Genomic DNA, 13,774 nt, shown 5'->3' with positions numbered 1-13,774 from the left:
GGTCGAGGCGCCATTTCGGCGTCCCGCGGGGATTTGACCAAAATGGCCCAGTGCTGCGTCGGCAGGCTGGAAATATCGACATATTCCTGCGCCTCGCCTTCTTGCCCTGAGCCATTTTGCCTCAAACCTCGACCCCGCCAGTAATAGGTCCTGAGCCTAGATAACGGCCCCAGACGCTGTCGGCCATATAGTCGGTGAAGTGGCGGTCATTGCCGCCGCTGGCATACATGAAGTTCAGATAATCGTCGGCATAGCGCCGGTCGTTCAGCCAGCGCCCCTCCGCCAGATGAAAGCCGGTGGCGTCGTTCAGGCTGGCATAGGGATGCCGCTGCCAGTCGACATCGTCCAGGAATTCGGTGGAGATGAAGCCTTCTTCCCCCAGGTCGCGCTGATGCGCGCGGAAGAGGGACCAGCGATAATGATAGACGGCGTCTATCCGGGGATCGGCGGACTCGAAGAAGGGAATGCGCTGCTCGTACCAGGGGGCATCGTTGCCGAAGCGCTGCACGGCGATGCGGTGCCTGTCCATCCCCGGCCGCGACGGGGGCTGGGAAGCGGCGGCGGCCCCCAACAGCGCCGCGCCCGCCAGCAGGACCTTCATCGAAGTATGCATCTCTCACCCTCCCATGACCGCAAAGGATATGGCGGCCGGCCCGGGAATGGAGAGGGGTCCCGGACCGGCCGCCATGGAAATGGGATGCGGTGAGGAGACACCGCATCCCATCGGGCACTCACTTGAAGGTGTAGCGGACGCCGAGCGCGAAGGTGCGCGCCAGCAGGGTCGTGCCAAGATTATATTGCTCGGGACCGCCGACATCCTCGAACTTGTAATAGGTCTGCTGCTTGGACTTGGTGAGGTTCACCGCGTCGAAGGTCACGCCCAGACGGTCGTTGACGTTCCAGGTGAGCTGGAAGTCCAGGCTCTTTTCCGGGTTGCGCCAAACGCCGATCGGGTTGGCGAACAGGCGGGCTTCGTTGTTCGCCAGGAACTCCTTGCGCCAGATATAGGACAGGCGCGCGCCGATCGGGCCGTTGTCATAGGCGAGCGTGGCGTTGTAGCTGAGGTCCGACACGCCGAAGAAGGACGAGGTCGCCTGACCGGTGACATTGCCCGCAGCATCCGTCTGCGGAATGTTCTGCTTGGAATCCAGCACCGTCACGCTGCCCACGAAGCCCAGCCCGTCCAGCGGACCCGGCAGATAGCTCGGGAAGTAGGTGAGCCCCAGTTCCAGGCCCTTGAGCACGCCGTTGGAGGCGTTGACCGGCCGGGTGATGGCGAAATTGTTGGTCGCGCCCGCGACGATGCCATTGTTGGGGATGAATTCCATCACCGTCAGCGGCACCACCAGCCCGTTGATCTCGCGGCGGAAGCCCGTCAGCGTGATCGCGCTGTTGCGTTCGAAATACCATTCGATCGCGGCGTCGAAGTTCTTCGAATGGGTAGGCTTCAGCGTCGCCGTCCCCGCCGTGCCGCTGCCATAGCCGACATTGGTGAGGTCGCCGGTCAGCGAATAATTGGGGTTGATGTCGCTGAAGTTCGGGCGTCGCAGCGTTTCGCCATAGTTGAAGCGCAGGCGCAGATTGTCCAAAATCTCGTAGCGCGCGGTGAAGCTGGGCAGGAAGCGATCCGAACCCGAAGAGACGCGGGTCTGCGCGCCGCCATTGTAGCGGTCGAAGAAATTATAGTCTGTATCCACCGTGACGTAGCGGACACCGGCCTGCAGCTTCAGCGGGCGGCCGAAGATCGACAGTTCGCCATCGGCCTGCACATAGGCGGCGATGGTGCTTTCGTCGATGTCGAACACCCTCTGGAGCGAGAGCTGGTCGGATGTCCTGAGGCCGTAGAGGCCGCGCACCGTGTCCGCATTGTCATGAAGCCAGTAGCCGTTCGCGAGCGTCCAGCTCGTCGGCACGTCGGCGCGGCCCTGGTAGAAGTCCGAATTGGTGAAGGCTGCGCCTTCGCCCAGCCCCGCCAGCGTGGTCGCGGCCAGCGGCGCGCCAGCGTCCTGCGTGCGCACGGCGGTGGACGCCTTGCGCTGGTCGATGCGGATGCCTGCCTTGATCTGGCGCAGGAAGCCTTCGTCCCAGGTGTAATAGCCGTCGAGCGTGCCGGTGATGGCGCTGCCCTTGTCCCGGTTCGCATTGTCGTAGAGCTGTGCGACGTTCCAGATGCCGGTGTCGTTCAGCAGGCTGTCGTCACTGAAATGATAGGACGGTATGCCGCCGCCGGCATTGAAATCCGTGGTGATCTGGCTGGCGACGCGGTCCGTGCGCATCGCGATGAAGGAGGTCTTCACCTTGCTGGTCTGATAGGCGATGTCGCCGACGATCTTGCCGCGGTCGCCCAGGTCCCACTTGCCGTTCAGCGCATAGACGAAGCTGTCGGTCGAGGTCTTGGTGAAGTCGCCGCTGTTGAAGCCGTAGACATTGTTGGCGACGCGCGACTTGACGATGTTGGTGCCGTCATAGAGCGTCGGCGCCTGCGGATTGTCCCAGAAGTCGACGAAGCTGAACTGCAGGCTGTTGAAGGTCTCGCCCCGGAAGCCGGCGTAGAAGACCTCGGCCGTATAGACCGAGCTGCTGTTGGGCGCCCATTGCAGCGCGACATTGAAGGACGGACGTTCCCGCTTGCCGTAAAGGTCGGAGCTGAACACCGCGTCGCGCGACAGATAATAGGGGGTTTCGACGCCGTTGACGAGCATGGTGGAGCCGGTCGCCGTGGGCAGGCCGCGGTCCAGGCCGGGGTCCCACGCACCGAGGGCGGGGGCGACGACGAACTGGCCGGTGATCGGATCGCGCCCGGCGGGGAAGATGCGCTGGAACGGCGTCAGGCCGGTGCCCGTCGCCGGGTCCATCGTCGCGAACGGCACGAAGGCGCCCGCCGTCACGGTCTGGTCGCGATATTTGGTGCGGCTGTAGCTGCCGTTCACCAGCAGGCCGATGTCGCCGATGCCCGTTTCCCAGCGGTCGCTGACCAGCAGCGCGACGTTCGGGTTATAGCTGTCGGCCTGTTCATTGTAGATGCCGCGGGCAAGGCCGGAAATGGCGAAGCCGTCGAAATCGAAGGGACGACGGGTTTCGACATTGACCTGTCCGGCAAGGCCGGTCTCGATCTGGTCGGCGGAGCGGGTCTTGAACACATCGACGCGCTTGACGAGGTTGGCGGACACGTCCTGCAACGCGAAAGCCTGGCCGGCGGCGGTGAAGATGTTGCGTCCGTTGAGCGTGGTCAGCGCATCGGGCAGCCCGCGGATGGAGATCGCCGCCGCTTCGCCGCCGGTGCGGTTGGTCACCTGGATGCCGGTGACGCGCTGAAGCGCTTCGACGACGTTGTTGTCCGGCAGCTTGCCGACATCCTCCGCGACGATCGAGTCGACGATCTGGGTCGATTCCTTGCGGACGTTCAGCGCGCCCACGATCGAGGCGCGGACGCCCGTGACGATGATGTCGTTGGCTTCTTCATCCTGCGGCGCTGCTGCGGATTGAGCATGGGCCGTGCCCGCCAACATGAGCGCGAGCAGGGATGCAGACGTGAAAGCGAGCGGCTTCAAAGCCATGTTTGATCCTCCCCTTGGAGATGCGAGCGCTTGGGCGCCATGAATTACTCGGACTAATTATTTCTCGGAGTAATAGAAGGCAAGAGGGAATTTGCACTGCCGTTCACGAAAAAACTTTCCCTAGTGACAAATATGTCTCAGCCGAAAAACCGGTGCTTTTCTGCCCTTTCCGGTGAAAAGAAAAAGCCGCCTTCGGAATGGGGAGGCGGCTTTTTATCCTTTTATTTGTCGGACTTGGAGGCTGGGTTTCAGTCCGCGATCCATCGTGCCGTAGCGTCGCGGCTGCCCGCGAGGCGGATCTCCTTCCCGACCGCCGCAAGAGCCTTGCCCGTGACCGCGATGGACACGAAGCGGACCGTGTTCGACCTGTCGTCGGAGAATCGGACGAACTGGCTGCGCATGGCGAAATCGGCGCTGCGATCATCGCGGGCGAGGGTGACGGAACCGTCCTTGCCGGCCAAAAGATAATGGTCTGGCAGCAGAATGGGGGAAAGCATGATGCTCTGCGGCCCGGCGCGTCCGGCGGTCTGGCGGAACTGGGTCGCGGGCAGCGAAGGATTGCCGGCGATCAGGCGGGTGCCGTCATGGGCCAGCAGCGCCCTGGGATCGACGGCGGAGGCGAAACGCTCTGGCAGCTGGCCGTTGCCGACGGGCACGCCGAAGTCGGGCGTGCCGTCCGCCTTGTAATAGAGGCGCTGGACGCGCGTATGGCGGTCCGGATTGAACAGCGGGTCGCCCTTGATCGCTTCATAGTCGCGGCCATGATAGACCAATATGTCGCGGCCCTTCTCATCCACGGTGAAGCTGTTGTGGCCCGGCCCGTACACGCTGGTTTCCCGGCAGCTGGTGAAGACCGGCTGCTGCGATTTCACCCAGGCATCGGGGTCCATGATGTCCGCATCCTCCGACGCGGTCAGCAGGCCCAGGCAATAGCGCGCGTCGGTGGCGCTGGCCGAATAGGTCATGAACAGCCGGCCGTTGCGGTGAAGGACGGCGGGCGCCTCCGCCACCTTGTAGCCGCCTGTTTCCCAGTCGAGCGTCGGGATCGTGAGGCGCGTCGCCCTGGCCGCCAGCTTCAGCGGCGACGCCAGCGGGGCGATATAGAGGTTGGAATTGGTCTCGATCCCCGGTTCGCGCTGGGCCCAGGCGAAGTAGCGCCTGCCCTTGTGCACGAAGCTGGTGGAATCGAGGTTGAAGCTGTCCCACGGCGCCTGGAACTGGCCGAGCAGCTTCCATCGGCCGGTCATCGGATCGGGACCGTCGCAGACGATGGCATAGGTGCGGATGCGGAACACGTCCTCGCCGCCGCCGCTGGGGCCTGCGGCGAAATACATGGTCCAGCGCCCGTCGATCTGGTGCAGTTCGGGTGCCCAGATGAAGCCGGAAAGCGGGCCTGTCTTCTCATGCCGCCAAAGGACGGCTTCCTCCGCGGTGGCGAGGCCCGCGAGCGTCTTGGAGCGGCGCAGGACCAGCCGGTCATATTCGGGGACGGAACCGGTGAGGTAATAATGGCCGTCCTCATGACGGAAGACCTGCGCGTCCGCGCGTTGCTTGACCAACGGGTTGAGGGGGGCGGGGGCAGGGACTTCGGCCTTGGTGCGCGCGATCAGAGGCGTTGCCGACAGTGCGGCTGTCCCGGCAAGGAACAGGCGGCGATCGATTGGATTCATGAAAAGCTCTCCTCTTGGGTCGCCCTTGCCCTTCCCGCCGCCCTTGGGGGCGGACCCCCTCTCTCCCGGCGGGAGAGGGAGGGAGACGCGAAGCGCCGGAGGGAGGAGGGCGACGGGGTCAATATTCAGCCACCGGCCAGCCGTCCGCGCCCCAGCGGACCGGCGCGATCCGCAGGGTGGGGGCGCCGTTCGCCTGCTTGTCATAGGCATGATAGACGACATAGTCCGTACCGTCCCGGTCGTGCAGCCAGCCCGCATGGCCCGGCCCGCGCCAGCGTTGCTGCTCCTGAAGGTCGGCGCGCAGGAAGATGGTGCCGCCGCCCTGCATCATCGAACTGCCGTCCTTGCCCAGATAGGGGCCGGTGATCGCCCTGGACCGGCCGATCACCGTATAATAGGTGCTGTTCACGCCCTTGCAGCAATAATCATAGGACGCCATCAGCCAGTAATAGCCGCCATGGTCGACGATGAAGGGCGCCTCCACCGGGGCCGGGCCGCCTGTGGGCGCGGGGCGGCGGGCGATGGCATGGGGTTTCGCCTTGGGGTCCTTGGGTTTGCCGGTTTTCGGGTCCAGCGCGAACAGCTTGATGCCTGTCCAGAAGCTGCCCAGCGCCAGCCAGTGGCGACCCTCCCGGTCAACGATGAAATTGGGATCGATGGCGTTGAAGTCGTCCGTGCTGGTCGACATCACCACCAGCCCTTCGTCGCGCCAGCCGTAATTCTTCGCCTTGGGATCGAGCGTCGGGCTGGTCGCCAGCCCGATGGCCGAGCGGTTGGAGCCGAAGGTGGAGACGGAATAATAAAGCCGGTAGCGGCCGTTCACGAAGCGGATGTCGGGCGCCCACATGCCGTTGCTGCCGGGGATCGCCTTCGTCGCCCAGCCGGGCAGGGCGGTGAAGACGGGATCGCCGACGGTCCAGTGGACCAGGTCCTTCGACGTGCGCGTTTCGATCAGGCGCTGGCCGTGGCCGGTGCTGAAGACATGATAGCTGTCGCCTTCGCGGATGATGACCGGATCGTGGGTCGGCGTCAGGTCGCCGGTCAGGCGGCTGTTGAGGGTGGCGCCGGGTTGCTGGGCCCAGGCCTGGCCAGCAGCCGCCAGCAGCGCGAGGCCCATGAGTTTCATGATGATCTGCCGCGCCATATAGGCTCTCTCCGATAATGGTTCCGGGCGCAACGTGCTTCTGCGCAGGAACACGGCACAGCTAAAGAGGATGGAGCGGACGGCGATTCCACCCTCCGTCCGCTCCAAGGGCTTCATTGCAGGTCGAGCACGACCACCGACTTGGGCGGCAGCGCCACCGTCAGCGTGTCGCCGCTCACCTGCGCGCCGGTGAAGGCGGCGGGCTTCACCACCTCCGGCGCGTCGAAGCTGTTGTGCGAATTGATCGCGGGGGCTGTCAGGATGCGGCCCGACACGCTCGCCGCGTTCAACCCGTCCAGCTTCACCGTCACCATATTGGTCTGGTTGGGATCGAGATTGGAAAGGCCGACATGGACCTTGCCGTCCCTGGCCCGCACCGCCGATCCGCTGACCGCCGGCATGACGAACCTGTCCTTGTTGTACCAGGGCGTGTCGATGTCGATCGGCAGCACCGTCGCGTCCTGCCAGGGCTTGTACATTTCGAAGACATGATAGGTGGGGGTGAGCACCATCTTCTTCCCTTCGGTCAGGATCATCGCCTGCAACACATTCACCATCTGCGCGATGGCGCTCATGCGCACCCGGTCGGCATGTTTGGCGAAGATGTCGAGATGGATCGACGCGATCAGCGCATCGCGCAGCGTATTCTGTTGCCGCAGGAAACCGGGATGCGTGCCGGGGTCCTGCGCGTACCATGCGCCCCATTCGTCTACCGCCAGGAATATCCGCTTCTGCGGATCATATTTGTCCATGATCGCGCTGTGCTTCGTGATCAGCTCGTCCATGCGCATCGCGCCGGCCAGCGCGTCGGCCCAGCCGGTCTCGTCGAAGTCGACGGCGGGAGCGCGGGGCGGCCAGCCGCCCGCCGGGTGGACATAATAATGCAGCGAAAGGCCGTCCAGACGATCGGCCGCCACCCGCATCATCGTCTCGGTCCAGTTGTAATCGTCGACATTGGCCCCGGCCGCGACCTTCAGGATCCGGGTGCCCGCCGGCGCCTTGATGAAGGTGGCGTAGCGGCGCGTCTCGTCCGCCGCGAATTCCGGCCGCATATTGCCGCCGCAGCCCCACAGTTCGTTGCCCACGCCGAAATAGGGGACCGACCATGGCTCCTTATGCCCGTTCTTCGCGCGCAGATCGGCCAGGCTGCCGGCGGGTGCGGTCATATATTCCACCCACTCGGCCATTTCCTGCGGGCTGCCATTGCCGACATTGCCGGCGATATAGGCCTGTGCGCCGACCTGCCGCAGCAGTTCGAAAAATTCATGCGTGCCGACCGAATTGGGCTCGGTCACGCCGCCCCAATGGGTATTGACCTTGACCGGGCGGTCCTTCTTCGGCCCGATCCCCTCACGCCAATGATATTCGTCGGCAAAGCAGCCGCCGGGCCAGCGGATGATCGGCACCGACAGGTTGCGCAGCGCGGCCACCACATCGTTGCGGAAGCCGTTGGTGTTGGGGATGGACCTGTCGTTGCCGACCCACAGGCCGCCATAGATGCCATTGCCCAGATGCTCCGCGAACTGGGTGAAGATCGCCTTGTCATAGGTCGCGCCGGGCTTGTCGGCATGGATGGTCGCCATGGTCGGCCTGCCGCCGGTCTGCGCATGCGCGCCGGTGAGCGCTGTGGCGCAGAGCAGAAGCGCGGCAGTGGTGCGGCGCAGGGCCTTGATCATTCCTCTCTCCCTATGTCCAGGCATGTGTTCAGTCGTGAAATGCTGCGGTGGTCTGGCGCTTGCCGCGCAGGAAGGCGTCGGCAACCAGCCGCAAGGGCGCGGTGTCCACATCGCTGCGTCCGCCCCGGATCAGCGCGGCGAAGCGGCGGTAGAGGCCCGCATATTCGATGTCCTCGCCATGCTCCGTACCGCCGGGCAGGTGCAGCACGGCGCCGCCCTGGCTGAGCTTCAGCATGCCCGCGTCGGTTTCGACCATGATGTCCCAGCTTTGCGGGCCGGTCTGGCGCCAGTCGAGGTCCATGTGGATCGCCGCGCCGCCGGTGTCCCGAAAGGCGATGTCGGCGGCAATCGGCGCGGCGCGGTTTTCCGGCAGCACCAGCGTGGCGTCCTTCAGGAAGAAGGGGCGCGGCAGGATATGGGTGACGATGGAGAGCGCGTTGATCCCCGGATCGAACACGCCAAGCCCGCCCGGTTCCCAGATCCACGCCTGACCCGGATGCCAGACGCGCACATCTTCGCGCCAGACGATGGACACCTTGTCGATCCGCCGCTCGGCCAGCCATGCCCGCGCCGGAGCCACCCCGGCGGCAAAGCGCGAATGCCAGGCCGCGAACAGGCTGACGCCGGCCTTGTCCGCCTCCGCTTCGAGCGCGGCGACTTCGGCCAATGTCGCGCCGGGCGGCTTCTCAAGGAACAGATGGATGCCCCTGCCGATCGCCTGCGACGCCAGCGCATGGCGGACCTGCGGCGGGGTGCAGAGGGCAATCGCATCGACCGCCGGCCCCTCCGCCAGCAGGGCGTCGAGGCTGGCATGATGCGGCACGCCCTCAAGTCCCGCATCCTGCGGGCTGACCGTCGCGGCCAGGCTGAAGGCGCCATTGCCCCGGATCGCGGGGACATGCTGGTCCCGCGCGATCTTGCCGATGCCGACGATGGCGATGCGAATGGGGTCCATGGGCCTAAAGGACCTTCACCGTCACCTCGACCGGTGCCGCGCGCTTCAGCGGGTTGCGCACGGGCAGGGTGAAGGGCGCGGCGATGATCTCGAACACATCGCCTTCCTGCGTCTGCACGCCGTCGGCGAAGGAAAGCGTGGCCGTGCCGAAAAAGTGGACATGCACGTCGCCGGGGCGACGGAACAGGTCATATTTGAAATGATGATGTTCGAGATTGGCCAGACTGTGCGACATATTGCCTTCGCCCGAGAGGAAAGGCTTTTCCCACAGCACCTCGCCGTTCCGCAGGATGCGGCTGCTGCCTTCGATATGTTCCGGCGCGGGGCCGACCAGCAGTTCCGGGCCGAGCGACGCCTGGCGCAGCTTGCTATGGGCGAGCCAGAGATAATTGTGCCGCTCGGTCACATGGTCGCTGAACTCGTTGGCGAGCGCGAGGCCGAGGCGATAGGGCCGGCCGTCGGGGCCGATGATGTAGATGCCGGCGATCTCCGGCTCCTCGCCGCCATCCCGTGCGAAGGCGGGCATGGTCAGCGGATCGGTCGGCCCCACCAGTTGGGACCCGTCGCCCTTGTAGAACCATTCAGGCTGCTGTCCGACCGCGCCGGGGGCGGGCTTCCCGCCTTCCAGCCCTTCCAGGAACATGCGCATGCTGTCCGTCTGCTTTTCGGCGGCGGCGGCTTCGCGGTGCATCTTGTCGCGGCCTTCGGCGGAACCGAGATGGGTGAGGCCCGTGCCGGTCAGTTGCACATGGGCCGCGTCCTCATGGTCGATCGGCGCGATCAGGCGGCCGGCCTCGAACTCGACGGCGATGTCGACGGCATCGCCCTTCGGCGCCGCGGCGACGATCTGCGCCAGCGAAAGACCCTTGGCGATGGCGTCCAGCGCCAGCGCGCGAATGCTCCCCACCCCGAGGAGGAAATGCGCCTCGCCGTCCTGCGCGGCGATAACCGAACGCCCCCCATTGCCCGAACGGTGTTGCAACAGGCGCAAATTCATGAACGATCTCCTCCCGCGCGCCTTTCCCGGCGCTCGTAAACGTCATCTAAAGGTCGAATTGTCAGTCATTTCATCGGCGCGAGACTGGCGCGTGGCGGCCTAGCTGCCCTGAAGTTCGAAAGTCGGGGCTTTATCCGCCATGTGAATCTCCTTATTACTCCGACATATTACAGCTAGTCGTAGAAGGCAATGATTGTGTTTCGCCTTGGCTGATGGACTGCTAAGGAAGGAGCCGGAGGAGCATGAATGGCTGAAGAAAAGCGGCTCTTGAAGGGGGCTGAAGAGGGCGAAGGGGGCGCATCGAAAGAGGCGCGGGGTCCCGGAAGGCGTCTGCATGGCGCCATCGCGCACAAGCTGGGAACGGCGATCTTGTCCGGCCAATATGCGCCGGGCGACGTCCTGTCCGGCGAAGTCGCCTTTGCCGAGGAACTGGAAGTGTCGCGCAGCGCCTATCGCGAGGCGATACAGGTGCTGACCGCTAAGGGGCTGGTGGAAAGCCGGCCCAAGGCGGGGACGCGCGTGCTGCCGCGCAATCGCTGGAACCTGCTCGATCCCGAGGTGCTGGCCTGGGCCTTCGCCGGGGAGCCCGACGTTCAGTTCGTGCGCGACCTGTTCGAACTGCGCGCTATCGTCGAGCCCGCGGCGGCGCGGCTGGCGGCGCAGCGGCGGACCAGGGAGGACATCAAGCTGATGAAGGACGCGCTGGCCGCGATGCGCCGCCACACGCTGGCGACAGAGGCCGGGCGCGCGGCGGATCGCGATTTCCATAATGCGATCCTGAATTCGACGCGCAACGATGCGCTGCAGACGCTGTCTGCCAGCATCGGCGCGGCGGTCAACTGGACCACCCAGTTCAAGCAGCGGGCGCGCGCCTTGCCGCGCAACCCGATTCCGGACCATGTGCGGGTGTTCGACGCCATTGCGGCAGGCGATGCGGCCGCGGCGGCGGAGGCGATGGGCGTGCTGGTCGATCTGGCGCTGGAGGATACGGCGAGCGCGATGACGCGGTGATTCGCATCCTCACCTGCGCGAAGCGCGGTGGACGGGAAGCACGCGCAGGTCGTGCCATTTTCGCTTGCGCCAGCCTTTGGCCGGCTTTCCTTCCAATCCCGATGGCGAGGATGAAAAAAAGGCCGGAACGGGACGTCCCGCTCCGGCCTTTTCCGGTTTCGAGGCTTGCGACCCTCGGCTCCGTCACCCGATCTGCTGATCGGGCAGCGCATGGGTCGGCTTTGATCCCCATAGCGCATAGAACAGGATGTAAAGTTCGCAGACCGCGGTCAGCAGGAAGCTGGTCTGCAAACCGAAACGGTCGGCCAGATAGCCCTGCACCACCACCAGCGCGCCACCCGCGATCGCCATGATCAGCAGGCCCGATCCTTCTTCGGTCAGCGGCCCCAGCCCCTTGATGCCGAGGGTGAAGATGGTCGGGAACATGATCGAGTGGAACAGGCCCACCAGGATCAGCGACCACATCGCCACCTCCCCATGGGCGAAGACGGTGATCATCATCACGATGAAGGCGCCGATGGAGAAGGCGGCCAGCACCTTGCCCGCGTCGAACCGCTGCATGATCGCGGAGCCGGCGAACCGGCCGACCATCATGCCGCCCCAGAGGAAGGTCAGGTAACGGCCCGCCTGTTCATGGGTGAGGTTGGCGATGTGGGGCTGGCTGACGAAGTTCACGAACAGGTTGGCGACGCCGATTTCCGCGATCAGGTAGATGAAGATCGCCGGAACGCCGAACACCAGGTTGCGATGCGCCCAGAGCGAATGCTTCTTCCGCTCCTCCTTGGCGAGGCGGGTGGCCGACGCGCCCATGGCGGGCAGCGGGAAGCGCGCGATCACGACGGCCAGCACCACCAGCACCACGGCCACCAGGCCATAGGGCAGGACCACCGACTGGGCATCGGCCAGCCGTTCCGCCTGCGTCAGCACGACATCGCCCTGGGCGGTGCCGCCCTTCGACCGGCCGAGGATCAGATAGGCCCCGAACATCGGCGCCAGCATCGTGCCCGCCGAGTTCATCGCCTGCACCAGGTTCAGGCGCGAGGAGGCGGTTTCCGGCTTGCCGACCACCGCGACATAGGGATTGGCCGCGACCTGGAGCAGGGTGATGCCGCTGGCGATCACGAACAGCATGAGCAGCGTCACGCCATAGGAGGGGATGGACGCCGCCAGCATCATGCCCAGCGCGCCCGCCGCCATGATCAGCAGCCCCGTCACCAGCGACTTCTGGTAGCCGATGCGTTCGATCAGCTTGGCCGAGGGGATGGAAGCGACGAAATAGGCGATGAACCAAACCGATTCGATCAGCGTCGTCTGGGTGTAGCTCAGCTCGAACACGCTGCGCAGATGCGGCAGCAGCGTATTGTTGATGACGGTGATGAAGCCCCACATGAAAAAGAGGCTGGCCAGCAATGTCAGGGCAGGGCCGTAGCGCGTGCCCGGATTATGGGCCGCGGCGGGCGCCGCGGTTGAGGAAATGGGTCCTGCCATTCATCCTTCTCCGGAAGAGTCGAAAAGGAGCGCCGCCGGAACAGGGTTGCGCCCGATTATTTTGTAGGAGTATATCCCCTCCAACGACGCGTCAATGGCGTCCGGGAGGAACTGCATGCGAAAGGCCTTTATGAACAGAACGGTTTTGGCAACGTTGTCATACGGTGCCGTCCTGATGATGACAAGCACGGTAGCACTGGCGGCGGAGGCCAGTCGCGCCCCCGCCGGCACGCTGGCCGACGGCACGGCGATCGAGGCGATCACGCTGAAGAACGCACAAGGCGTGTCGGCCACCATCCTGACCTATGGCGCGACCTTGCAGAAGCTGGAGGGGCCGGACCGCAACGGCAAGATCGCGGACGTGCTGCTCGGCTATGACGATCTTGCCGGCTATGTCGACCGTCCCAATTATTTCGGCGTGACCGTGGGCCGCTACGCCAACAGGATCGCGGGCGGCAAATTCACGCTGGACGGCAAGAGCTATCAATTGCCGCTCAATGACAAGGTCAATTCGCTGCATGGCGGGGGCAAGGGCTTCGACAAGCAGGCGTGGAACGTCGTTTCGCTGAAGAGCGGGCCGACCGCCACGCTGGTCCTGTCCCTCACCAGCCCGGACGGTGACGCCGGTTATCCCGGCAAGCTCGACACCACCGTCACCTATACGCTGGACGAGGCAGGCAATCTGGGCATTGCCTTCGACGCGAAGACCAGCAGGCCGACCATCGTCAACATGACCAACCATGCGATCTTCAACCTGGCGGGCGAGGGAGCGGCCGACAGCGCGCTGGGGCATCTGCTGACCATTCCGGCCAGGGCCTTCACGCCCGTGGACGCCAATCTGATCCCGACCGGCGAACTCAAGCCGGTGGAAGGCACGGTGTTCGATTTCCGCATGCCGCGCCGCGTGGCGGATGGCATTCGCGACGGCCGCGACGCGCAGATCGTCGCCGGGCGCGGCTACGACCATAATTTCGCGCTGGACAAGGGTGCGACCAGGGGCCCCGAACTGGCCGCGCGCCTGGAGGACCCGGCGTCGGGCCGCGTGCTCGACGTGCTGACGACGGAGCCCGGCGTGCAATTCTACACCGGCAATTTCCTGGACGGGACGCTGATCGGCAAGCAGGGACATCTCTACCGCATGGGCGACGGCATCGCGCTGGAGCCGCAGAAATTCCCCGACTCGCCCAACCAGCCGAAATTCCTGTCGGCGCGGGTGGACCCCGGCAAGCCCTATCATCACCAGATGATCTACCGCCTGTCCGTCAAGCGCTGAAGG

Annotated in this window: 10 protein-coding genes; 2 read left to right on the top strand and 8 right to left on the bottom strand. The window is 64.9% G+C overall.

The annotated features are described in order from the left end of the window. Positions 1 to 121 precede the first annotated feature (121 nt). The 7 genes from H5V43_RS09135 to araD1 all read right to left on the bottom strand — a co-directional run bounded on the left by H5V43_RS09135 (position 122) and on the right by araD1 (position 9,999). Positions 122 to 613, bottom strand: a complete 492-nt coding sequence (locus H5V43_RS09135; RefSeq protein ID WP_025550024.1) for a hypothetical protein — start codon at positions 611 to 613, stop codon at positions 122 to 124. Positions 614 to 731: 118 nt separating this feature from the next. Beyond that, entirely contained in the window at positions 732 to 3,557 is a 2,826-nt protein-coding gene (locus H5V43_RS09130) for a TonB-dependent receptor (protein WP_025550025.1), read from the bottom strand. A 248-nt stretch (positions 3,558 to 3,805) separates the two neighbouring features. Further along, the gene (locus H5V43_RS09125) at positions 3,806 to 5,227 is read right to left on the bottom strand and encodes a glycoside hydrolase family 43 protein (RefSeq protein ID WP_025550026.1); all 1,422 of its coding nucleotides are present in this window, start codon (positions 5,225 to 5,227) and stop codon (positions 3,806 to 3,808) included. Between the two features lie 118 nt (positions 5,228 to 5,345). Further along, positions 5,346 to 6,371, bottom strand: a complete 1,026-nt coding sequence (locus H5V43_RS09120) for an arabinan endo-1,5-alpha-L-arabinosidase (protein WP_099186011.1) — start codon at positions 6,369 to 6,371, stop codon at positions 5,346 to 5,348. A gap of 113 nt (positions 6,372 to 6,484) precedes the next feature. Beyond that, positions 6,485 to 8,047 (bottom strand): alpha-N-arabinofuranosidase, encoded by a 1,563-nt coding sequence (locus tag H5V43_RS09115; protein ID WP_025550027.1) that lies wholly within the window; start codon positions 8,045 to 8,047, stop codon positions 6,485 to 6,487. A 28-nt stretch (positions 8,048 to 8,075) separates the two neighbouring features. Next, complete coding sequence (locus H5V43_RS09110; RefSeq protein WP_025550028.1) at positions 8,076 to 9,002, bottom strand: Gfo/Idh/MocA family protein; 927 nt, start codon at positions 9,000 to 9,002, stop codon at positions 8,076 to 8,078. Between the two features lie 4 nt (positions 9,003 to 9,006). Continuing rightward, positions 9,007 to 9,999, bottom strand: a complete 993-nt coding sequence (gene araD1, locus H5V43_RS09105) for an AraD1 family protein (RefSeq protein WP_025550029.1) — start codon at positions 9,997 to 9,999, stop codon at positions 9,007 to 9,009. Positions 10,000 to 10,245: 246 nt separating this feature from the next. On the opposite strand from araD1, the gene H5V43_RS09100 reads away from it, so the two are divergent. Beyond that, positions 10,246 to 11,010, top strand: coding sequence for a FadR/GntR family transcriptional regulator (locus H5V43_RS09100; RefSeq protein WP_025550030.1), 765 nt, complete (start codon positions 10,246 to 10,248; stop codon positions 11,008 to 11,010). A 183-nt stretch (positions 11,011 to 11,193) separates the two neighbouring features. Here H5V43_RS09100 and H5V43_RS09095 read toward each other — a convergent pair whose 3' ends face one another. Then, entirely contained in the window at positions 11,194 to 12,498 is a 1,305-nt protein-coding gene (locus tag H5V43_RS09095; RefSeq protein ID WP_025550031.1) for a sugar MFS transporter, read from the bottom strand. Between the two features lie 178 nt (positions 12,499 to 12,676). On the opposite strand from H5V43_RS09095, the gene H5V43_RS09090 reads away from it, so the two are divergent. After that, positions 12,677 to 13,771 carry an aldose epimerase family protein gene (locus H5V43_RS09090; protein ID WP_444544589.1) on the top strand — a complete coding sequence of 365 codons (1,095 nt, stop codon included), beginning with the start codon at positions 12,677 to 12,679 and terminating at the stop codon, positions 13,769 to 13,771. The last annotated feature ends 3 nt before the right edge of the window (positions 13,772 to 13,774 follow it).

The sequence above is a fragment of the Sphingobium fuliginis genome, from assembly GCF_015074805.1.
Classification (GTDB): domain Bacteria; phylum Pseudomonadota; class Alphaproteobacteria; order Sphingomonadales; family Sphingomonadaceae; genus Sphingobium; species Sphingobium fuliginis.
The sequence above is the reverse complement of the archived record's forward strand: the minus strand, read 5'-3'. Positions and strand labels throughout refer to the sequence as shown.